This window comes from Paracoccus sp. (in: a-proteobacteria), from assembly GCF_032007265.1.
Lineage (GTDB): Bacteria > Pseudomonadota > Alphaproteobacteria > Rhodobacterales > Rhodobacteraceae > Paracoccus.
This window is the reverse complement of the sequence record NZ_DALZMB010000001.1, coordinates 48,435-67,081: the sequence shown is the minus strand read 5'-3', so window position 1 is coordinate 67,081 and position 18,647 is coordinate 48,435. Positions and strand designations below refer to the sequence as shown.

The 18,647-nt window shown below is 60.1% G+C and carries 22 protein-coding genes; 11 read left to right on the top strand and 11 right to left on the bottom strand.

The genetic code is table 11. The annotated features are described in order from the left end of the window. Nucleotides 1–33: 33 nt before the first annotated feature. Nucleotides 34–1,335 (top strand): NCS2 family permease, encoded by a 1,302-nt coding sequence (locus RTS12_RS00350; RefSeq protein WP_312524617.1) that lies wholly within the window; start codon nt 34–36, stop codon nt 1,333–1,335. A gap of 167 nt (nt 1,336–1,502) precedes the next feature. Further along, nucleotides 1,503–2,750: a urate hydroxylase PuuD gene (locus RTS12_RS00345; RefSeq protein WP_312524616.1), complete on the top strand. Its 1,248-nt coding sequence runs from the start codon at nt 1,503–1,505 to the stop codon at nt 2,748–2,750. Between the two features lie 105 nt (nt 2,751–2,855). Here the strand turns inward: RTS12_RS00345 and dapB are convergent, their stop codons facing one another. Continuing rightward, nucleotides 2,856–3,662, bottom strand: coding sequence for a 4-hydroxy-tetrahydrodipicolinate reductase (gene dapB, locus RTS12_RS00340; protein WP_312524615.1), 807 nt, complete (start codon nt 3,660–3,662; stop codon nt 2,856–2,858). Between the two features lie 69 nt (nt 3,663–3,731). Between dapB and rbfA the strand changes: the two genes are divergently transcribed. From rbfA to truB, 3 genes are read left to right on the top strand one after another with little or no spacing between them, the layout of a single operon-like run. Next, a complete protein-coding gene (gene rbfA / locus RTS12_RS00335; protein WP_312524614.1) occupies nt 3,732–4,205 on the top strand; it encodes a 30S ribosome-binding factor RbfA in 474 nt (157 codons plus the stop codon). Then, the gene (locus RTS12_RS00330) at nt 4,195–4,962 is read left to right on the top strand and encodes a phosphodiester glycosidase family protein (protein WP_409455648.1); all 768 of its coding nucleotides are present in this window, start codon (nt 4,195–4,197) and stop codon (nt 4,960–4,962) included. The genes rbfA and RTS12_RS00330 overlap by 11 nt, the downstream gene beginning before the upstream one ends. Then, entirely contained in the window at nt 4,962–5,855 is an 894-nt protein-coding gene (gene truB, locus RTS12_RS00325; RefSeq protein ID WP_312524613.1) for a tRNA pseudouridine(55) synthase TruB, read from the top strand. Before RTS12_RS00330 ends, truB begins: the two co-directional genes overlap by 1 nt. Before the next feature lie 18 nt (nt 5,856–5,873). On the opposite strand, the gene RTS12_RS00320 is transcribed toward truB, so the two are convergent. From RTS12_RS00320 to RTS12_RS00290, 7 genes are all read right to left on the bottom strand, one after another. Beyond that, the gene (locus RTS12_RS00320) at nt 5,874–6,527 is read right to left on the bottom strand and encodes a pseudouridine synthase (RefSeq protein WP_312524612.1); all 654 of its coding nucleotides are present in this window, start codon (nt 6,525–6,527) and stop codon (nt 5,874–5,876) included. Then, on the bottom strand, nt 6,524–7,150 hold the full coding sequence (locus RTS12_RS00315) for a LysE family translocator (RefSeq protein ID WP_312524611.1): 627 nt from the start codon (nt 7,148–7,150) through the stop codon (nt 6,524–6,526). Before RTS12_RS00315 ends, RTS12_RS00320 begins: the two co-directional genes overlap by 4 nt. Before the next feature lie 150 nt (nt 7,151–7,300). After that, complete coding sequence (locus tag RTS12_RS00310; protein ID WP_312524684.1) at nt 7,301–7,756, bottom strand: GAF domain-containing protein; 456 nt, start codon at nt 7,754–7,756, stop codon at nt 7,301–7,303. Nucleotides 7,757–7,788: 32 nt separating this feature from the next. Beyond that, the gene (locus tag RTS12_RS00305) at nt 7,789–8,268 is read right to left on the bottom strand and encodes an anthrone oxygenase family protein (protein WP_312524610.1); all 480 of its coding nucleotides are present in this window, start codon (nt 8,266–8,268) and stop codon (nt 7,789–7,791) included. A 114-nt stretch (nt 8,269–8,382) separates the two neighbouring features. Beyond that, a complete protein-coding gene (locus tag RTS12_RS00300; protein ID WP_312524609.1) occupies nt 8,383–9,222 on the bottom strand; it encodes an NAD(P)-dependent oxidoreductase in 840 nt (279 codons plus the stop codon). Then, nucleotides 9,219–10,067: a glycosyltransferase gene (locus RTS12_RS00295; protein ID WP_409455647.1), complete on the bottom strand. Its 849-nt coding sequence runs from the start codon at nt 10,065–10,067 to the stop codon at nt 9,219–9,221. The genes RTS12_RS00300 and RTS12_RS00295 overlap by 4 nt, the downstream gene beginning before the upstream one ends. After that, nucleotides 10,064–11,281, bottom strand: a complete 1,218-nt coding sequence (locus tag RTS12_RS00290; RefSeq protein WP_312524608.1) for an NAD-dependent epimerase/dehydratase family protein — start codon at nt 11,279–11,281, stop codon at nt 10,064–10,066. The genes RTS12_RS00295 and RTS12_RS00290 overlap by 4 nt, the downstream gene beginning before the upstream one ends. A 204-nt stretch (nt 11,282–11,485) precedes the next feature. Here RTS12_RS00290 and RTS12_RS00285 point away from each other — a divergent pair, with 204 nt between their 5' ends. From RTS12_RS00285 to RTS12_RS00265, 5 genes are all read left to right on the top strand, one after another. Continuing rightward, on the top strand, nt 11,486–11,932 hold the full coding sequence (locus tag RTS12_RS00285; RefSeq protein ID WP_312524607.1) for an Rrf2 family transcriptional regulator: 447 nt from the start codon (nt 11,486–11,488) through the stop codon (nt 11,930–11,932). A gap of 62 nt (nt 11,933–11,994) precedes the next feature. Then, nucleotides 11,995–12,846 (top strand): shikimate dehydrogenase, encoded by an 852-nt coding sequence (locus tag RTS12_RS00280; RefSeq protein ID WP_312524606.1) that lies wholly within the window; start codon nt 11,995–11,997, stop codon nt 12,844–12,846. Next, nucleotides 12,843–13,442, top strand: coding sequence for a dephospho-CoA kinase (coaE, locus tag RTS12_RS00275; protein ID WP_312524605.1), 600 nt, complete (start codon nt 12,843–12,845; stop codon nt 13,440–13,442). Before RTS12_RS00280 ends, coaE begins: the two co-directional genes overlap by 4 nt. Beyond that, entirely contained in the window at nt 13,435–14,151 is a 717-nt protein-coding gene (gene dnaQ, locus RTS12_RS00270; RefSeq protein WP_312524604.1) for a DNA polymerase III subunit epsilon, read from the top strand. The genes coaE and dnaQ overlap by 8 nt, the downstream gene beginning before the upstream one ends. A gap of 100 nt (nt 14,152–14,251) precedes the next feature. Next, nucleotides 14,252–15,121, top strand: a complete 870-nt coding sequence (locus RTS12_RS00265; RefSeq protein WP_312524603.1) for a YihY/virulence factor BrkB family protein — start codon at nt 14,252–14,254, stop codon at nt 15,119–15,121. 24 nt (nt 15,122–15,145) lie between these two features. Here the strand turns inward: RTS12_RS00265 and RTS12_RS00260 are convergent, their stop codons facing one another. Genes RTS12_RS00260 through RTS12_RS00250 form a run of 3 tightly spaced genes read right to left on the bottom strand, consistent with a single transcriptional unit; the run spans nt 15,146 to nt 17,694 of the window. Beyond that, a complete protein-coding gene (locus RTS12_RS00260; RefSeq protein WP_312524602.1) occupies nt 15,146–16,942 on the bottom strand; it encodes a histidine kinase dimerization/phosphoacceptor domain -containing protein in 1,797 nt (598 codons plus the stop codon). Between the two features lie 9 nt (nt 16,943–16,951). Next, nucleotides 16,952–17,515, bottom strand: a complete 564-nt coding sequence (locus RTS12_RS00255) for an RNA polymerase sigma factor (RefSeq protein ID WP_312524601.1) — start codon at nt 17,513–17,515, stop codon at nt 16,952–16,954. A gap of 32 nt (nt 17,516–17,547) precedes the next feature. Beyond that, nucleotides 17,548–17,694 carry a NepR family anti-sigma factor gene (locus RTS12_RS00250; protein ID WP_312524600.1) on the bottom strand — a complete coding sequence of 49 codons (147 nt, stop codon included), beginning with the start codon at nt 17,692–17,694 and terminating at the stop codon, nt 17,548–17,550. Nucleotides 17,695–17,785: 91 nt separating this feature from the next. Here RTS12_RS00250 and RTS12_RS00245 point away from each other — a divergent pair, with 91 nt between their 5' ends. After that, complete coding sequence (locus RTS12_RS00245) at nt 17,786–18,583, top strand: response regulator (protein WP_312524599.1); 798 nt, start codon at nt 17,786–17,788, stop codon at nt 18,581–18,583. The last annotated feature ends 64 nt before the right edge of the window (nt 18,584–18,647 follow it).

Below are 18,647 nucleotides of genomic sequence, written 5' to 3'. Positions count from 1 at the left end.
TGACGTGATCACAATGAGCCAGCAGGAGCAGGGATGGAACGCCTCTTCAAACTTACAGAAAAGGGGACCAATGTCAGGACAGAAGTGATCGCGGGGATCACCACCTTTCTGACTATGGCCTACATCATCTTCGTCAACCCAGACATTCTGGCATCGACGGGGATGGATAAAAGCGCGGTTTTTGTGGCGACCTGTCTCGCTGCGGCAATCGGCTCGGCGGTTATGGCTCTTTGGGCCAACTGGCCCATCGGCATGGCGCCCGGCATGGGGCTGAACGCATTCTTTGCCTTCACCGTCGTCGGTGCCATGGGCTTTACCTGGCAGCAGGCATTGGGTGCGGTTTTCATTTCGGGCGTGATCTTTCTGATCTTGTCCGTCACCGGCATCCGCCGCTGGCTGGTCGAGGGCATTCCGCATTCGATGCGCAGCGCCGTCGCAGCCGGTATCGGCATGTTCCTAGGTCTGATCGCCCTGAAAACCTCGGGGATCGTCGTCGACAACCCGGCCACTTTGGTCGGTCTGGGCAATATGACCGCAGCGCCCGCAGTCCTGACCATTCTGGGCCTTTTCCTGATCGTCGCGCTTGAGGCGATGAAGGTACGGGGCGCGATCCTGATCGGGATTCTTGTGATCACCGTGGTTTCGATCCTGTTTGGCATCAGCAGCTTTGGCGGGATCTTCTCGATGCCGCCCTCGATCATGCCGACCTTCTTCCAGCTTGATATTGGCGGCGCCCTAGCGGCGGGCATCTTCCACGTCATCCTGGTGATGGTGCTGGTCGAGGTCTTTGATGCCACCGGTACGCTGGTGGGTGTGGCCAAACGCGCGGGCCTGTTGAAGGACGGCCCGGCCCATGACAACCCCGAACTGGGCCGTGCGTTGATGGCGGATTCGACCGCAATCGTCGCGGGCTCGCTGATCGGCACCTCGTCGACGACGGCCTATGTGGAAAGCGCCTCGGGCGTTGCAGCGGGTGGGCGCACCGGTCTGACAGCACTGACGGTTGCGGTGCTGTTCTTGCTTGCGATGTTCTTTGCCCCGCTGGCCGGTTCGGTTCCCGCCCATGCAACCGCGCCCGCGCTGTTGTTCGTGGCTGGCCTGATGATGCGCGAGTTTTCGGATGTGCAATGGGATGACATCACCGAATCCGCCCCGGCCGTGCTGACGGCGATCATGATGCCCTTTACCTATTCGATCGCGAACGGTCTTGCCTTTGGCTTTATCAGCTTTGCGGTGATCAAGCTTTGCACCGGCCGCGCCCGCGAGGTTCACCCCGCAACCTGGCTGATTGCTGCGCTGTTCGTTTTCCGCTTTGTCTTCTTCCCCGAAGGCTAAGCCGGGGCGCCGATAGGCCAAGGCTTTCGTCCGGACCCGGACTTTCAATCCGCGCGGGGAAACTCGCGCGGATTTTCAATGAGAGTTTAAGATAGAACTGGCGCCCGGGTATATATTAACGAATCCTGCCTTGCTTTAGGATCTTCCCAAATTCGGAGAGATCTCACATGAGCGATTTTGCCATTATCTGGGACTGGCTGGCCTTTGCCATCCGCTGGACCCATGTCGTCACCGCCATCTGCTGGATTGGCTCGTCCTTTTATTTTGTCGCGCTTGACCTTGGTTTGCGCAAAGTTCCGGGCCTGCCTGTTGGCGCTCATGGCGAGGAATGGCAGGTCCATGGCGGCGGTTTTTACCATATTCAGAAATACCTTGTCGCACCCGAGCGGATGCCGGATCACCTGATCTGGTTCAAATGGGAAAGCTACATGACCTGGATCTCGGGGGCTGCGCTTCTGATGGTCACCTATTGGGTGGGTTCCGAGCTGTTCCTGATCGACCCCGCCAAGCTGGATCTGGCACCCTGGCAGGCAATCCTGATTTCCGGCGGTTCGCTGTCGATTGGCTGGCTGGTCTATACCAACCTATGCAAATCGCCTTTGGGAGAGCGTCCGACCCTGCTGATGATCTTGCTCTTTGGCCTGCTGGTCGCGATGGGCTGGGCCTATAACCAAGTCTTTACCGGCCGCGCAGTCATGCTGCATCTGGGTGCTTTCACCGCAACGATCATGACGGCCAACGTGTTCTTCATCATTATGCCGAACCAGCGCATCGTGGTGGCTGATCTCAAGGCGGGCCGTCCTGCGGATCCGAAATATGGCAAGATCGCCAAGCTGCGCTCGACCCATAACAACTATCTGACGCTGCCGGTCATCTTCTTGATGCTGTCGAACCACTATCCGCTGGCCTTCGCCTCGGAGTTCAACTGGCTGATCGCCTCGCTGGTCTTCCTGATGGGTGTGACCATCCGCCACTTCTTCAACTCGATGCATGCGGGCAAGGGGAATCTGTGGTGGTGCTGGGGTGTCACGGCGATCCTGTTTGTGATCGTGATGTGGCTTTCGACCGCGCCGATGCTGCGTGAAACCGTGGAACAGTCAGAGGCACGCCCTCTGACGACCACCCAGCAGGCAATGATTGACACCCCCGGCTGGGACGATGCCTCGGCCGCGGTCATGGGCCGTTGCTCGATGTGCCACGCGCGCGAGCCTTCCTATGACGGGATCCACACCGCCCCCAAAGGCGTCTTGCTGGAGACCCCTGACGACATCACCCGCGCCGCGCGCGAGATCTATATTCAAGCAGGCGTGACCAATGCGATGCCGCCCGCCAACGTCTCGTTCATGGAACCGGCCGAGCGCAAAGCAATCGTGGATTGGTATAATGCCACGCCCAAAAGCTTTGCTTTCAACTAAGACTGAACCGACGTGACTGCCCCGAGATGAAAAGCGCCCCCTTCAGCAGAAAGGGGGCGCTTTTCATTTCAGAGCTTGCCTTGGGCCAGGTGGCTTTGCTGGCAGCTACAGCCCCAGCACATCCATCATGTCATATTCGCCCGGGCCTTTGTCCTGCCCCCATAGCGCAGCCTTCAGCGCACCGCGCGCAAAGATCGTGCGGTCAGTGGCCAAATGGCGCAGCACGATCCTTTCACCATCTGCGGCAAAAATCAGATCATGCTCGCCCACAACGTCGCCACCGCGGATGGCGGAAAAGCCGATGGTGCCGCGGGTCCGCGCGCCAGTAATGCCTTCGCGGGCCGGTGTGCGCAGCTCTTCCAGCGTCGCGCCCCGCCCCTGTGCTGCGGCTTCACCCAGCATCAATGCCGTGCCCGAGGGCGCATCGACCTTATAGCGGTGATGAGCCTCGACCACCTCAATGTCCCAATCCTCGTCCAAGGCAGAGGCAACCTTGCGCGCCAAAGCGGTCAGCAGATTGACGCCCAGGCTCATATTGCCTGCGCGGACAATCGGGGCATGACGGGCAGCGGCCTTGATCTTGGCCAGATGTTCCGGCGCAAGTCCGGTCGTTCCAATGACATGGACTGCGCGCGCCTGGGCGGCCAGCTCGGCAAAGGCGACGGTTGCCTCGGGTGAGGTGAAATCGATCACCGCCTGCGCCTTGGCAATCGTGGCAACCGCATCATCGCTGACGGCCAGGCCGATTGATGGCCGGCCCAGCATTTCGCCGATATCGCGACCGACCCATTCGCTGCCCTGACGCTCGAGCGCGCCAACCAGCTTCATCTTATCCGAGGCCAGAATCTGGCTGATCAGCATCCGTCCCATGCGGCCCGATGCACCCGTGACGACAATTCCCGGCTTTTCCATGGCGTCCCCTTGCGTTTGCACCCTCTCTATCCCGTTGCGGCGCGGCTCGCGACCCCCTAGATGTGAGCCATGGCACAGAACCGCTCTCATTCAGGATCCGGTCCCACGCAGCGACAGCTGCGCGTGGGCGAATTGATCCGCCGCACTCTCTCGGACGTGCTTTTGCGCGCCGAGGTCCACGATCCCGATCTCAACCGCCATTCCATTACGGTGGGTGAGGTCTCTGCCTCGACAGATCTCAAGGTCGCGACAGTCTATGTGATGCCGCTTGGCGGCCATAACGCCGAGGATGCGCTCAAGGCCTTGCGCCGCAATCAGCGCGAATTGCGTCATCACATTGCCAAGGCGATGACCCTGAAATACGCGCCCGAACTGCGCTTTATTCTGGACGAGACCTTCGACCGCATGGATGACACACGCCGCCTGTTTGCGGATGAACGTGTACGCCGCGACATCGAAGCCCCCGAAAATCAGGACGATGATCTTGATGAGGATCGGGGCGACGATACGCTGGACGGCGATGCGGAAGATCATGAGGCTTGAGCTGAAGCGTCGCCTTGGCCTGGCCCTGGGCGCGCTGATCGCAATGACCCTGCCCACGATCTCAGGGGCGGCCGAGATGTGCGAAAAGCGCCAGTTTGACGGCCAAGGCTATGTCATCTGCACGCTGGACGCACAGCAAGAGCCCGCCCTGAACCTGTGGCTGAACGGGCCCGACGGCACGCTTTTGGGCGATTTCAACGCCGTGCGCAAAACCCTGCCTGCGGGCAAGGCCCTGGCCTTTGCGATGAATGCGGGGATGTATCACCCCGATTATACCCCCGTCGGCCTTTTCGTCGCCGAAGGAGCCGAGGCCGCGCCGCTGGTGACGGCTGCCAGCCGTGGCAATTTCGGCATGCTGCCCAATGGTGTCTTTTGCTCGGGGGGCGATCGCCCCTTTCAGGTAATCGAAAGCCGCGCCTTTGCCAAAGCCCGCCCGCAATGCCGTCTGGCAACGCAATCGGGACCGATGCTGGTCATTGACGGTGCCTTGCACCCGCGCTTTCTGGCCGATAGCGACAGCCGCTATATCCGCAACGGGGTGGGCGTGTCTCCGGACGGGCAAACGGCATGGTTTGCGATTTCGGATCGCGCTGTGACATTTCACGAATTCGGACGGCTTTTTCGTGATGAGCTGGGCGCGCGCGACGCGCTTTATTTTGATGGCTCGATCAGCAGGCTTTATGCCCCATCGCTGAACCGGGCCGATTTCGGACGCAGAATGGGACCGATCATCGGTCTGACAGGACAAAAAGACTAATGGCACGCAAAAAGGGTCGCGATATTTCGGGCTGGTTGATCATCGACAAGCCCGCCGGCGTCGGGTCGACCGATGTGGTCAGCAAGGTGCGTTGGGCGCTGGATGCCAAAAAAGCAGGCCATGCCGGAACATTGGATCCCGATGCGACCGGCGTTCTGGCCGTGGCTTTGGGCGAGGCCACCAAGACCGTGCCTTACCTGACCGAGGCCTTGAAATGCTACGAATTCACCGTGATCTGGGGGGCCGAGACCACCTCTGATGACGCCTCGGGTGACATCGTGAAAACCTCGGAGAACCGCCCGAGCCGCGATCAGATCAGTGCGGCTTTGCCTGCCTTTATCGGCGATATCATGCAGGTCCCGCCGCGGGTTTCGGCGGTCAAGGTCGATGGCGCGCGCGCCTATGATCTGGCCCGCGAAGGAGAAGAGGTCGATCTGGCCGCCCGCCCGCTTTGGGTCGAAGAGCTGGAGCTGCTTGACGTCCGCGAGGGGCAGGCCGATCTGCGCATGACCTGTGGCAAGGGCGGCTATGTGCGCGCCATTGCGCGTGATCTTGGCCGCGCTTTGGGCTGTCTGGGCCATGTTTTGTGCCTTCGCCGCATCTGGTCTGGCCCGTTTGACGCCGCCGAGGGCATTGCCTTTGACCGCATCGACCGCGCCAATCAAGCCGAGATCGAGGCCATGCTTTTGCCGCTTTCCGCGGCACTTGTGGACCTGCCGCAGCTGCAAGCCACCGAAATCGGTCAGGTTCGCATTCTGAACGGCAATCCCGGACAGGTTCTGGGCCATGCCGAATATGGCAGCGAAGTGTGGGTCAGCCGCGAGGGGCGCCCGCTTTGCATCGGCAATTATATGGGCGGCGAAGTCCAACCCACGCGCGTCTTTAACCTCTAGGCGCGCGCCCGCCGCCGCTTAAAACGGCACTGGCGCGTTAAAGCTTTGGGACACGCCGCCATCTGGGTGCCGAATGCGCAAGCTTTCGGCATGCAGCATCAGCCGGGGAAAGTCCTGCGCGGCCCCTTCGGCATAGAGCGGGTCGCCAAGGATCGGATGGCCAAGCGACAGCATGTGAACACGCAGCTGGTGGCTGCGCCCGGTGATTGGCGACAGGCGCACCCGCGTTTCATCATCCCCGGCCTTGATCACCCGCCAATCGGTCTGTGCCGGGCGGCCGTTTTCGTGATCGACCATCTGGCGGGGGCGGTTTGGCCAGTCCACGATCAACGGCAGATCCACCCGGCCCGTCGCGGGCTGCAAGCGCCCATAGACACGGGCGATATAGGTTTTCTTGGTATATCGCTTCTCGAATTGCAGGCCCAAATGGCGCTGCGCATGGGCGGTCAAAGCGAAAATCATGACACCAGAAGTGTCCTGATCAAGCCGATGGACCAATAAAACCTCGGGATAGATGCCGCGCAGACGGTTGATCAGGCAATCCTGCCGATCCGCATCCTTGCCCGGCACCGAAAGCAGTCCGGCCTGTTTGTCAACGACCAGGATCTCGTGATCGGCATGGATGATCTTGGGCGCATCCATCGGCGGGGCATAGAGATATGGTGCGGTCATTTTGCCACCAGACGGACGGCCAGACCGGCAAACATCACTGCCGCGACCTTGTTGACGATGCTCGACCGCTTGCCGATAACCTCGCCAAAACAGCCCGCGATAACCCCATAGCCAATGGTGACAAGGGTGCCGCTGACGACGAACATCAGCCCCAGCCCAAGGATCTGCTGCCAGATCGGGCCATAGCTGACATTGGTGAATTGCGGCAAGAACGCCACCAAGAACAACACGGGCTTGGGGTTAAGCAGGTTCGAGAGCATGCCGCGCCGAACGATGTTCCACGGGCGCGAGGCGGCACGGGCCGAGGTCGAAATCTCACCCTCGTTCCAGCTTTTCCAAGCCAGATACAGCAGATAGGCCGCGCCAATATATTTGATTGCATTCAATGCATTAGGATGGGCCGCAACCACTGCACCCAGCCCGATCGTGGCCAGGAACAGATGGAACAGCACCCCGATGCCAACCCCGATCCCGGCAAGGGCACCCGCCTTTGGGCCACTTTGAATGCCACAGGCGCTGGCAAAAAGAACATCCGGCCCCGGTACCAGATTAAGGACCAGCGCTCCGGCCATGAAGCCGAGGATATCCAGCAGGGGGATATTGGCGATCGTATCCCAGATCATCATGCGTTCCTTATGGCTTTGCGCTTAGTCCCATCTGTCGCCATTAGCGCGATCCTTGGATCGAGACCAGAGCAGGATCGCCAGCCGTGACATTGGCTGCACCGTCCCGCCACGCGCCCCTCGCCTGCGGCGCGCAGGGGGCAAGGCTGCTTAAAGCGCGCCGAATGTTGCGTTCAGGATCGCCGCCAGCTCTTTGGCATCCTCGGTGGTGAAGGCGTCCGGCAGGTCGCTGTCGATGTCAAAGACGCCAATCAGGCGGCCATTCGCGCCGAAAACCGGCAAGACCAGCTCGGATCGCGTGCTAGAGGCGCAGGCGATATGGCCGGGAAAAGCATCGACATCAGGCACAAGCTGGACCTGACCCGTGCGTGCAGCCGCCCCACAAACCCCGCGTGAAAACGGAATGACAAGACAGCCATGGCCGCCTTGATAGGGGCCAATTTTCAGCAATTCCGGGCCAGTAACCCGGTAAAATCCTGTCCAGTTGAAGCGATCATCGGCATGGTGGATCTCGCAGGCCAATGTGGCCATCAGCGCGACCTCATCGGTCTCGTCATGCGTCAGGCTGCGAATGCGGGCGGCAAGGTCGGTGTAATCAAGGCTCATGGCAATGACATAAGCTGCCACAGGCGGGCCGTCTAGCGGCGCTGTCGTCCCCACACCACGGGCAGCAGCATCACGAAAGCCGCCAGAAACGCCGCTGCAGTGCGGATATCATTCAACAGCACCCAATGGGGCTGATAACTGGCCCAAGCCGCAAAGCCTGCGGGCGAGCTGGCCGACAGATCGCTTAGGCCGCGGTTTGCCGGGACCGCGCCCCAAACCGTGGTTAGAAACGCGCCCACCAAATAAATCGCGCAGGCAGAAAGCGTCCAGAACCAGCCGGCTGGCCGCATGAACAGGCTGATGACCAGCCCCAAAGCCGCAAACGCCGCCGCGACCCAAAAACCCAGTGCGAAATAGACATTGCTGACAGCGCCATTGATCGACTGCATCGCCAACATGCCCGTTTCCTTGGGCATGATGGCCAGCCCCGGCATGACGACGGCACTGAAGGCAAAGAAAAACCCCGCCATAAGCGCAAACCAAAGCGCGCTGAGAAGGAAAAAGAACCGCATATATGATCTGCCCGCTTTCGGATGTGCCGGAACTTTGCCGTGTGGGGCGCCTCAGGACAATCTATGACCTCGGCTTCGGCAAGATCATGCCGGAAACCGCGCAAGGGGCGCGCGTCAGCTGCGGGCCGGATCGGTACTTTCTGCGATGATTTGCGCCAGATCCTGATGCAGCAGGACCAGCCCTTGAGGGCGCCAGCCCAAGGCCGCCAAGCGCGCGCAATCGGCGATGCTAAGGTCGCGAGCATCTGCGCGCATGGGGGGGCGATGCGGGCTGCCCATCAAGGCCGCAACCCCCGCCAGCAGCTCGTGGCGGTCCAGCACCAGATCGCTGACATTATAACTGCCCCCCATCGCCTGATCGCCCAGCACCAGCAAGGCGGCCTGCGCCAGATCCGCGCCGTGGACCTCGGTCGCGACGCGCGGCAAGACCGGCTGCCCGGCCAGAAAATCGCGGATCAGCCCCGCCCATTTTTGCGGCTGTCCCGGGCCAAAGACCCCGGTGGGCCGCAGGCTGGCCGTGCGAAAATCCTGGCTGGCCATGTCAGACAAAGCCGCCTCGGCCTGGGCTTTCACCTCGCCATAAAGGGTGGTTGGTCGCGGGGGCAGGTCATCAGCAAGCAGACTTGCAGAAGAATGACCATCATGCACCGCGCGGCTGGACAGAAACAGCACCCGCCCAACCCCGCTGTCACGTGCCGCCCGGAAAAGCGCCAAAGAGCCATCCAGATTGGCGCGCCTGAAGCCTTCGGGATCGCCCCCTTCGCCACCGCGATAGCGCCCCGCCTCATGCTGAAATGCGGCGTGGATCAATGCATCACAGCCCCTTAGATCGGGCCGCTGTCCAAGTTCAAAATCGGGCCGGTCAAGGCGGATGATCTGGTGGCCCGCCTCCTGCGCCGCAGCCACGATCCAGCGCCCGACAAGGCCACGCCCGCCTGTGATCGCAATCCTCATGTCGGTGCTTTTCCAGCCATTGGCGGCGCAAGCTTGGCCGGATTTGGGACCGGACCATCGCCAGCATGTGCGCGCCACAAATCAATCAGCACCCGCAGCGCAGCTGACTTGGCATGGTCGTGCCACGGCTTTTCGTATTGGAAATGCAGGATGCGAATATCCTGCCAGCGCCATAATTCCGGCAAGTTCAGCCAGACATATTGCAGCATATTGTCAAAAACCGGCAGGCCGTGCCAGTTCGGGAAATAATGCTCCAGAAAGGTTTGATCGGTGCGCCGCCAAAAGGCGCCGGGGCGATCAAGCTGCGCCAGCATATCGCGAAATGTCGCCATCGAGGGGCGCGCCGTGAACACACCCGAGTTCAGCCTGTGAAAATCGGCAAGGCTTTCATAGACATTGGGCGCGGCGCTGAATTCGGGATATTCAAACAGCCGATCAACGTTTTGCAGCACGATCGCATCGGCATCGATAAAGACCACGCGGTCATAATCCAGCTGCCAAAGCCGCAATTTGGCAAAATTATCCAGCGGCGTATGAAAGGGCGGCTTGTCCCCTTTGGTAAAGGCCGCGCGCGCGTGAAGCGCGTCACGGGCATGCGCCGCGTTGAAGGCGTCAGAGGTTGGCAAAAGCGCCACCCTGACCAGCCGTGCCCCCAGATCACGCAAGCCCTGCAAGGCCGATGGGGCAATGTCGGTATACATTACCACCAGATCGGCCAAGGTGCCACTGCGCCGGAGCGAGCGCAGCAATGCCGCGGCCCCGATGGCATATTCACCATTGGTGGCCAGCGTGACGTAAGCGCGATCCGACTGCGCCGGCCCTTGGGGGAAAATCCCCTGGCTCACGATACCGATCGCAGTCGCTTGCCCTCGGGGTCGTGTTCAACCCGGCTGGCCAGATCCTTGGTCCATGCGCTGACTGCGGGAACGCGGCTGCGGTCAATGCGATGGGCGTATTTTCTGGCGACTTCGACCACCTCGCTCATCAATCCCTCGGCAAGGGTGATGGGCTGCAACCCAAGCGCAAGGAACTGCTCGTTCTTGACGATCAGCTCATTCTCATCCGCCTCTTTCCGCGGGTTCGGCAAAAAGGCCAGCGCGGCCCCGGTTTGCTTGGCGACCAGTTCAGCCAGATCCCGGACGCGATGGGTCTCGGTCATCTGGTTGAAGATCTTGACCCTTTCCCCCGCTTGCGGAGGATCTGTTATGGCCAAAGCCAAACAGCGCACGGAATCCTGAATGTGAATGAAGGCGCGCGTTTGTCCGCCCGAGCCGTGCACAGTCAACGGATAACCGATCGCCGCTTGGATCAGAAAGCGATTCAAGACGGTGCCGTAATCGCCATCATAGTCAAAGCGGTTGATCAATTGCTCGTGGCGACGCGTCTGGTCGGTATGGGTGCCCCAGACAATGCCCTGATGCAGATCCGTGATCCGCAGCCCATCGTTTTGCGCGTAATATTGAAACAGGATCTGATCCAGTGATTTGGTCATGTGATAGACCGATCCCGGTCGCGTCGGATACAGGATCTGTTGCGGCTTTTTGCCCAAGGGCGTGTCGATTTCGACATCCAAATAGCCCTCGGGGATTGGGGCGCCCACGCTGGAATAGCCATAGACCCCCATCGTGCCAAGGTGGATCAAATGCGCATCAATCGCGGTTTCTACCAATGCTGCCAACAGGTTATGGGTCGCGTTGACGTTGTTGCTGACCGTATAGACCTTGTGGCGGTCGGTTTTCATCGAATAGGGGGCGGCGCGCTGTTCGGCGAAATGGATCACGACATCGGGGCGATGCTCGCCCAGCCACGCCTTAACGCGCTCATATTCCGTCGCCAGATTAAGCAGATGAAAATGGATGCGCCGCCCGGTTTCCTGATGCCAGATCCGGCAGCGCTCTTGGATGGAATCCATCGGCGTCAGTGATTGAACGCCCAATTCGGTGTCGATCCAGCGCCGTGAAAGATTGTCGATAATGTGGATCTCGTGGCCAAGATCCGACAAATGCAGGGCTGTGGGCCAGCCAACAAATCCATCTCCGCCCAGAACCGCTATTTTCATCGCCTGCTCCTGTTGTCACGCTACGAGAGATGCAGACCATTTGTGACAAATGCATATCGTCATGGCGAGTACCTGTGATGCAGCCTAGGCGATTTTTCTCGCATTCGGCGGATGCTCTGGCAAAAGCACCACAATCCCGCCCAAATCAGGAGAGATTATCTTGTATTCGTTGCAACAAAACACATGCCTGTTTAAGCATCGATTATGATCTCACAGAAAACGAAATATGCCATCAAGGCCCTGATCGAGCTGGCTGATGAAACCGCTGCTGGCGGACATGCCCTGACGATCGAAGAAATCGCGCAGCGCTCGGGGGCTCCTAAGCGTTTTCTCGAGCATATCATGCTAGAGCTGCGCAATGCTGGCTATGTCGGATCTAAGCGCGGCCGCTCGGGTGGATATGTGCTGATCAAAAAGCCCGACGATATTTCCATCGGGGAGTTGCTGCGTCAGGTCGATGGACCCATTGCGCCGCTGCCTTGCCTTTCGCGGCGCTCTTATCAACGCTGCGAGGATTGCCCGGACGAGGCCGCTTGTCGGCTGCGTAAAATGTTCGGGCAGGTTTTCTGGTCTTACTTACTGTTGATTGAATCGCTGACACTGACCGATCTTTTGGCCGAGGGCGGCTTGCCCGAAGCCATAAGCGGCTAATCCGCCGCCCCTTGGGGCGTTCTTCCACTCAAGTCATTCAATGAAATGCTGCTGCGGCTGCCATGTCTGAAAACGTAAACACCGAACTTAACCAAATCCCCCTTGCTGGCGTCATCGGCTGGCCCATTGCCCATTCCCGCTCGCCTCGACTGCACGGGCATTGGCTGCAACGCTATGGAATAAAAGGGCATTATGTGCCTTTGCCTGTCCGCGCCGAGCATCTGGCCGAGGTTCTGCGGACCCTGCCCAAGGCCGGTTTCGTCGGGGTGAACGTCACGCTTCCTCATAAAGAGGCAGTGCTGGCGCTGGCTGATGTCGTCACCGACCGCGCCGCCCTGATCGGGGCCGCCAATACGCTGATCTTTCGCCCTGATGGCAAGATCCATGCCGATAACACCGACGGATACGGCTTTATCGCCAACCTTCGCCAGAACGCGCCCGACTGGCGCCCCGAGGCGGGCACAGCTGCCGTGATCGGGGCCGGGGGGGCTGCGCGCGCCGTGGTTGCCTCGCTGCTGGATGCGGGCGTGCAAGAGCTGCGCATTGCCAACCGCACCCGCCTGCGTGCCGAACAGATCCGCGCCGAATTTGGTGCCCGCGTCGTGGTTTACGACTGGGCCGAAGCCGGCAATATGCTGGAAGGCGTGGGCACGGCGGTCAATGCCACCTCGCTTGGGATGGATGGGAAAGCCGCGTTGCGGGTTCCGCTGGATGCCCTGCCCAGCAGCGCGCTTGCTACCGATCTGGTCTATACGCCGCTTGATACCCCGTTTTTGCTGGAAGCGCGCGAGCGCGGTTGCCGCACGGTTGACGGTCTTGGCATGCTTTTGCACCAGGCCGCCCCCGGTTTCGAGCGGTGGTTCGGCCAAAAGCCCGAAGTCGACGAAGATCTGCGCCGGGCCGTCCTGGGATGAGCTTCAAGCTGGGCCTGACCGGCAGCATCGGCATGGGCAAGTCGACGGCGGCCCAGATGTTTCGCGATCTCGGGCATCCGGTCTGGGATGCCGATCTGGCGGTCCATCAGCTTTACGCCCCGTCTGGCGCGGCGGTTCAGCCAGTCGCTGCGGCTTTTCCCGCGGCTTTGGCGGCAGATGGCAGCATCGATCGCAATGCGCTGAAAGCCGAACTGGCCAGCAATCCCTCAGCGCTTGCGCGGCTTGAGGCGCTTGTGCATCCGCTGGTTTGGGCTGACCGCGCGTCGTTCATTGCCTCTCACCCGACGGCCCCGATCCTGGTGTTTGACATCCCGCTGCTGTTCGAAGGCGGTGCGGATCAGCAAATGGATGGCGTGGCCGTCGTCTCGGCCCCCGCAGATCTGCAACAGGCCCGTGTGCTGACGCGCAGCGGAATGACCCAGGACACGCTGGATTTCATTCTGTCGCGCCAAATGCCTGATGCCCAGAAGCGCGCCCGCGCGGATTGGATCATTCCGTCCCAGACCCTTGAGGGTGCCAGGGCCGCGATCATGGACATCTGTGCTGCAATCATGGAAAGACAGCCCCATGCGTGAAATCGTCCTTGATACCGAGACCACCGGCTTTGACCCCGACACCGGCGATCGCATCGTCGAAATCGGCGCGATCGAGCTGCACAACCACCTGCCGACCGGGCGCACTTTTCACGTCTATATCAATCCCGAACGCATGATGCCGAAAGAGGCCTTTGACGTTCACGGGTTGGGCGACGACTTTTTGAAAGACAAACCGAAATTCGCGGAAATTGCTCAGGATTTCGAGGATTTCATTGGCGATGATGGCCAGCTGGTCATCCACAACGCCAGCTTCGACATGAAGTTCTTGAATGCCGAGCTGAAAAAGCTGGGGCGTCCCGGCCTGCCCAACAGCCGCGCGACCGACACGCTAGAGCTGGCCCGACGCAAATTTCCCGGCGCGCAGAACTCGCTGGATGCTTTGTGCCGACGCTACCGCATCGACAACTCGAACCGCACCCTGCATGGCGCGCTGCTGGACAGCGAGTTGCTGGCCGAGGTCTATCTGGCATTGCTGGGCGGTCGCCAGCCGGGGCTGGTGCTGGAATCCGCGGGCAGCCTGGCCGCTGACGGCTCGTCCTCGCAACATTCAGCCAACGTGCCCCGCGCGCCACGGCCAAACCCCTTGCCCCCACGCCTAAGCCCGGCCGAGGCCGAAGCCCATGCCGCATTTGTTGCCAAACTGGGCGAAAAAGCGGTGTGGCTGCGCTATGGCGGCTCTGGCTCGTGATGCCATCCCCCCTTGCCGGGCGCTTCTTTTCGCGAAAACCTGATCTTGGGTCCGGGCGCCAAGGCCGCGACTTTCCCCTTTGGGTTACAAGGATGGTCTGATGCGCGATCTGTGGTCATTTATCCTTTCGCTCTTTGAACGCATGGACAAGATCCACATGAGCCTGATCGCAGCAGGTGTGGCCTTCTATGCGATGTTTGCGGTTTTTCCCGGCCTGACGGCGATCTTTTCGCTTTGGGGCCTGTGGTATGATCCGCAGCTTATCGAGCAATATACCCATCTGGGCGACGAATTCATTCCCGCAGGCGCGGCCGAGATCTTGCATGCTCAGGTCGAGGCGCTGATTGCCAGCGGTCGCACCCAGCTGGGATGGACCACGGCTATTTCCTTTCTGGTGGCCACCATCGCCGCAAGGGCAGGGGTCGAGGCGCTGGTGCGTGGCCTGAATGCCGCGCATGGCGTGCGCTCTCATTCCACCATCTTTAGCTTTGTGCTGGCCTATCTGCTGACTTTGGCGCTGGTGGGCGTGGTATTGCTGGGCCTGAGCACCATCGTCATTGGCCCGCTGGCGATCAATTTCCTGACCGTCGGACCGTTGCAAAACTGGCTGAACTCGATGGTGCCATTTGCGGCCATGTTCCTGATCGTGCTGATCGCCATCGGCATATTGTACCGCTATGGCCCCAATGTCGCGCATCCGCGCACGCCGATCTTCACCTTCGGTTCGCTGATTGCCGCGCTGTTATGGGCGGCGGCCTCTTACGGGTTTTCTGCCTATCTGGGCAGTTTCAACAGCTATAACCGGATTTACGGCTCGATTGGTGCGGTCGTTGCGCTGTTGATGTGGTTCTATCTGGGCGGCTTTTCCGTGATGCTGGGGGCGCTGATCAATGTCGAGATGTCCCGGCGCAAACGCATTCGCCGCGCCCTTAGTGCGCGCGCTTTGGTAAATGACACATCCCAAGAATAAGCCGCGGACCGCCTGAATTACCCCCTAGTGGCGCGCACCCGGACGTGCCGCCGAGGTCAGCACAACGCTTTTCATCTCGCTATCGGTCACGCGGGCAGGGACCTGATCGACGCGGAATTGCAAGCGCAGGCAATAGGTGGATTCGGTCTGCTCGATCGCGGCTTCGCCATCCAGCTGCATGGCAAAGGCCTCGATCAGCTGGCTGCCCAGCCCGGTTCCGTCACGCTGCATCTGACTATCGGCTGGCGCGGTCGAGTTCTCGACCTCGATGACGGCCCAGCCGGGGCGATCACCCTCGACCAGCGACACCCGCACCCAAGGCGTGCTTTCGCCCTGACAACGACCCGCATATTTGATCGCATTGGTAAAGGCTTCGGTCGCCAGCAAAGAAAGCGGCACGGCCTGATCGGGCAATAAAGTCAGCGGGTCCAGCCGCGTCTCGACGCGCAAACCCTGTCCCGGCTCGACCGAGGCATTCACCATCTGGTTGATGATATCCGAAATCAGCCGGTCAGCTTCGACCGCATCCAGATGTTCGGCCTGATAAAGGTTGCGATAGATCGTAGCCAGTGAGGCGACGCGGTCTTGCACCGAGCGCAACACCCGACGCGCCTGATCATGATCGATCAGACGGCTTTGCATATTGATGATCGAGGCGATCAGCTGAAGGTTATTCTTGACGCGGTGATGCACCTCTTTCAGCAGCACCGTCTTTTCCTGCACGGCATCGGCCAAGGCCACCTCGTCGCGGATCAGGATGCGCGCCATATTGTGAAACGTCTGGCTGACATCGGCGATCTCGGCCGGGGCGTTGCGCAAGACCGGAGGCGGGTTCGAACGATCACCAATCGCAAACCGTCGCATCTGGCCACGCAGCTCGCGCACATGGCGCAAGACCAGCCGATAGACCGCGAAATAGGCCACGACCAGTGAGACCAGCCACAGCAGGATCGGCAAAAGCATCGCCGCAAGTCGCGACAGATCGATGCCCGCAATCCCCGATTGAACGCGGTTCCAGCTGCCCAGGGCATAGACCAACCCCGGCACAACCGGAACCACGCTGAACACGCGGCTTTCGCCGCTGTTGGCACGGTCACGAAATGTCGTCTCGCTGCGCGACAGCAAGGACGGAAGGCTTTTTCCCTGAGGCAGAAGCTGGACGAAATCATCCTCGGAGTCCTTGTCGATCGACAGGATCTGACCAAGGTTGTTAAACGTCAGGATACGCGCACCTTCGGTCCCGTAGCTGGCAATATGGCTAGAGCGCAGCAGGTCGCGTGACATGGCCACCGCAATATAGCCCAGCAGCTCATTGCCGCGAAACAAAGGCTGCGACACCGTGACCACCAGCCCGCCCGTGATCGGATCATGATCCGACGAGGTGATCATCGTGCCAGGATTGGCCGAGAATTCCTGAAATTCCTGGGTCGCCGACAGATCGTAATTGCCACCAATCGAGGAACAGTTGGAATGCCCCTCGCGGTTGGTGAAGCCGGCATAGGCAAAGATCGCGGTGCTATCGATGAAACGGGCCATGATCTCGGAACAAGCGACCGGATTGTCCATCGTCTCCAGAACGGCGGGGCCCAATGCATCGGCGCTGCCCAAAGCGCCCTGAAGCAAGGCCCGCTCACCCGCCGCCGCCGAAGAGGTTCGCCCCAGCAAGGCAATCTCGGCCGAGCGTTCATATTCGCGTGACAGATGCAGCGTCTGGATGACCGAGATCAGGCCGATCGGCAGAATTGCCACCGTCAGCAGGCTGCCCAGACGAAAGCCCAGACCCCGCGTGAAAGCCAGTCGTTCGAACAGACGTTGAAGCACGCGCAGGTCCTAGCGCAACACAGGACCGTTTTGCGCCATAACGGCCAATGTCGTGCGATCTGTCATATCCATTTCCTCACCCTCCTCCAGATGCAGCAATTCTGCCAGACGACGACGTCCGCGATTCGCACGTGATTTTACCGTGCCCACCGCTACTCCGGTCATGGTCGCTGCTTCTTCGTAGGAAAAGCCAGAGGCGCCGACAAGGATAAGTGCTTCACGCTGCTCATCAGGAAGCAGATCAAAGGCCTTCCGGAAATCATTCAGTGCCAGTCGCCCGTCATGGTCAGGGCGTGTCGACAACTGCGCGGCATAAATGCCGTCGGTATCGCTGACTTCGCGGCGCACCTTGCGGCGGGCCGAATAAAACGTGTTGCGTAAAATGGTGAACAGCCAAGCGCGCAGATTGGTCCCGGCCTGAAATTTATCGATATGCGTCCAGGCCTTAACGATCGTATCCTGAACCAGATCGTCCGCCGAAGACCCGTCTCGCGTCAGCGACAAGGCAAAAGCACGCAATGCGGGCAGATGATCAAGCAACTCATCCCGCGGGTCGCCATGTACTGCAGTCATGTTATCCCCCCATCCGGTCCGGATTTTCTTCATCAATCCCGAGCACGCAATTGCTCGAGCAGATCCATGAACCGATCGGGGATTTCCTGTGTCGTGGCCTCTTCGTAGACGCGCTTCAGATTTTCGTCGATTTGCTTTTCCAATTCTGCCCGTTTGCGTTCTTCACGCTTGGTGTTCATATTGTTGTTCCTAGGAATCTTGTGCGCAATGCCTGTAACGGATAACTATGTAATACGGTTCCAAGTTAGGGCCAAAATAATTGAGGACGACATGGCTGCTGACCTTGCACAAGCAATCGGGCGTGAACTGCCGTACCTGCGTCGCTATGCCCGCGCTCTGACCGGAAGTCAGACCGCAGGTGACAATTATGCCGCCGCAACGCTCGAGGCTATTCTGGCTGATCGCGAACTTATGCGCGACGAGGAAACCCGCGTTGGCCTTTTCCGCGCCTTCCACGCCATCTGGCAAAGCACGGGTGAGCCCGTCAGTGTCACTGGCTCGGGCCGAGAAACCAAAGCACAGGACCGTCTAAGCGCCCTGACACCGAACTCTCGTGAGGCGCTGCTTTTGCGCACGATCGAGGGGCTTCGCTATGATCAGGTCGCACGCGTCATGCAAATCGACCAGGCCGAGGCCGAAGATCTGGTACAGATCGCCTTGACCGAAATGGGCCGTTCGATGGCTGGTAAAGTCATGGTGATCGAGGATGAGACCATCATCGCCATGGATCTTAAGGGCATCGTCACGACGATGGGCCATGAGGTGACCGGCATTGCCCGCACCCATACCGCCGCCATCGAACTGGCCAATAAAAAGCGCCCTGACCTGATTTTGGCGGATATCCAGCTGGCTGATGGTTCGTCCGGTATCGACGCCGTCAACGAACTGCTGGGCAGCCTTGGGAATATCCCGGTGATTTTCATCACCGCTTTCCCCGAGCGGCTGCTGACCGGCGACCGCCCCGAGCCCGCCTTCCTGATCTCGAAACCCTATTCGGAAGAGCAGGTGCGTTCTGCGGTCAGCCAGGCAATGTTCTTTGCTTCGACCGAAGGGCTCGAAGTTAATTAACTCGATATAAATCAAGACATTAGGGCGGCGAAACTGCGGTTTCGTCGCCCTTTCCCATTTCAGA

Excerpts from the sequence above, each read along its gene's own strand:
- RTS12_RS00350 (WP_312524617.1), top strand. The coding sequence starts at position 34 with ATGGAACGCCTCTTCAAACTTACAGAAAAGGGGACCAATGTCAGGACA.
- RTS12_RS00345 (WP_312524616.1), top strand. The coding sequence starts at position 1,503 with ATGAGCGATTTTGCCATTATCTGGGACTGGCTGGCCTTTGCCATCCGC.
- dapB (WP_312524615.1), bottom strand. The coding sequence starts at position 3,662 with ATGGAAAAGCCGGGAATTGTCGTCACGGGTGCATCGGGCCGCATGGGA.
- rbfA (WP_312524614.1), top strand. The coding sequence starts at position 3,732 with ATGGCACAGAACCGCTCTCATTCAGGATCCGGTCCCACGCAGCGACAG.
- RTS12_RS00330 (WP_409455648.1), top strand. The coding sequence starts at position 4,195 with ATGAGGCTTGAGCTGAAGCGTCGCCTTGGCCTGGCCCTGGGCGCGCTG.
- truB (WP_312524613.1), top strand. The coding sequence starts at position 4,962 with ATGGCACGCAAAAAGGGTCGCGATATTTCGGGCTGGTTGATCATCGAC.
- RTS12_RS00320 (WP_312524612.1), bottom strand. The coding sequence starts at position 6,527 with ATGACCGCACCATATCTCTATGCCCCGCCGATGGATGCGCCCAAGATC.
- RTS12_RS00315 (WP_312524611.1), bottom strand. The coding sequence starts at position 7,150 with ATGATCTGGGATACGATCGCCAATATCCCCCTGCTGGATATCCTCGGC.
- RTS12_RS00310 (WP_312524684.1), bottom strand. The coding sequence starts at position 7,756 with ATGAGCCTTGATTACACCGACCTTGCCGCCCGCATTCGCAGCCTGACG.
- RTS12_RS00305 (WP_312524610.1), bottom strand. The coding sequence starts at position 8,268 with ATGCGGTTCTTTTTCCTTCTCAGCGCGCTTTGGTTTGCGCTTATGGCG.
- RTS12_RS00300 (WP_312524609.1), bottom strand. The coding sequence starts at position 9,222 with ATGAGGATTGCGATCACAGGCGGGCGTGGCCTTGTCGGGCGCTGGATC.
- RTS12_RS00290 (WP_312524608.1), bottom strand. The coding sequence starts at position 11,281 with ATGAAAATAGCGGTTCTGGGCGGAGATGGATTTGTTGGCTGGCCCACA.
- RTS12_RS00285 (WP_312524607.1), top strand. The coding sequence starts at position 11,486 with ATGATCTCACAGAAAACGAAATATGCCATCAAGGCCCTGATCGAGCTG.
- RTS12_RS00280 (WP_312524606.1), top strand. The coding sequence starts at position 11,995 with ATGTCTGAAAACGTAAACACCGAACTTAACCAAATCCCCCTTGCTGGC.
- coaE (WP_312524605.1), top strand. The coding sequence starts at position 12,843 with ATGAGCTTCAAGCTGGGCCTGACCGGCAGCATCGGCATGGGCAAGTCG.
- dnaQ (WP_312524604.1), top strand. The coding sequence starts at position 13,435 with ATGCGTGAAATCGTCCTTGATACCGAGACCACCGGCTTTGACCCCGAC.
- RTS12_RS00265 (WP_312524603.1), top strand. The coding sequence starts at position 14,252 with ATGCGCGATCTGTGGTCATTTATCCTTTCGCTCTTTGAACGCATGGAC.
- RTS12_RS00255 (WP_312524601.1), bottom strand. The coding sequence starts at position 17,515 with ATGACTGCAGTACATGGCGACCCGCGGGATGAGTTGCTTGATCATCTG.
- RTS12_RS00250 (WP_312524600.1), bottom strand. The coding sequence starts at position 17,694 with ATGAACACCAAGCGTGAAGAACGCAAACGGGCAGAATTGGAAAAGCAA.
- RTS12_RS00245 (WP_312524599.1), top strand. The coding sequence starts at position 17,786 with ATGGCTGCTGACCTTGCACAAGCAATCGGGCGTGAACTGCCGTACCTG.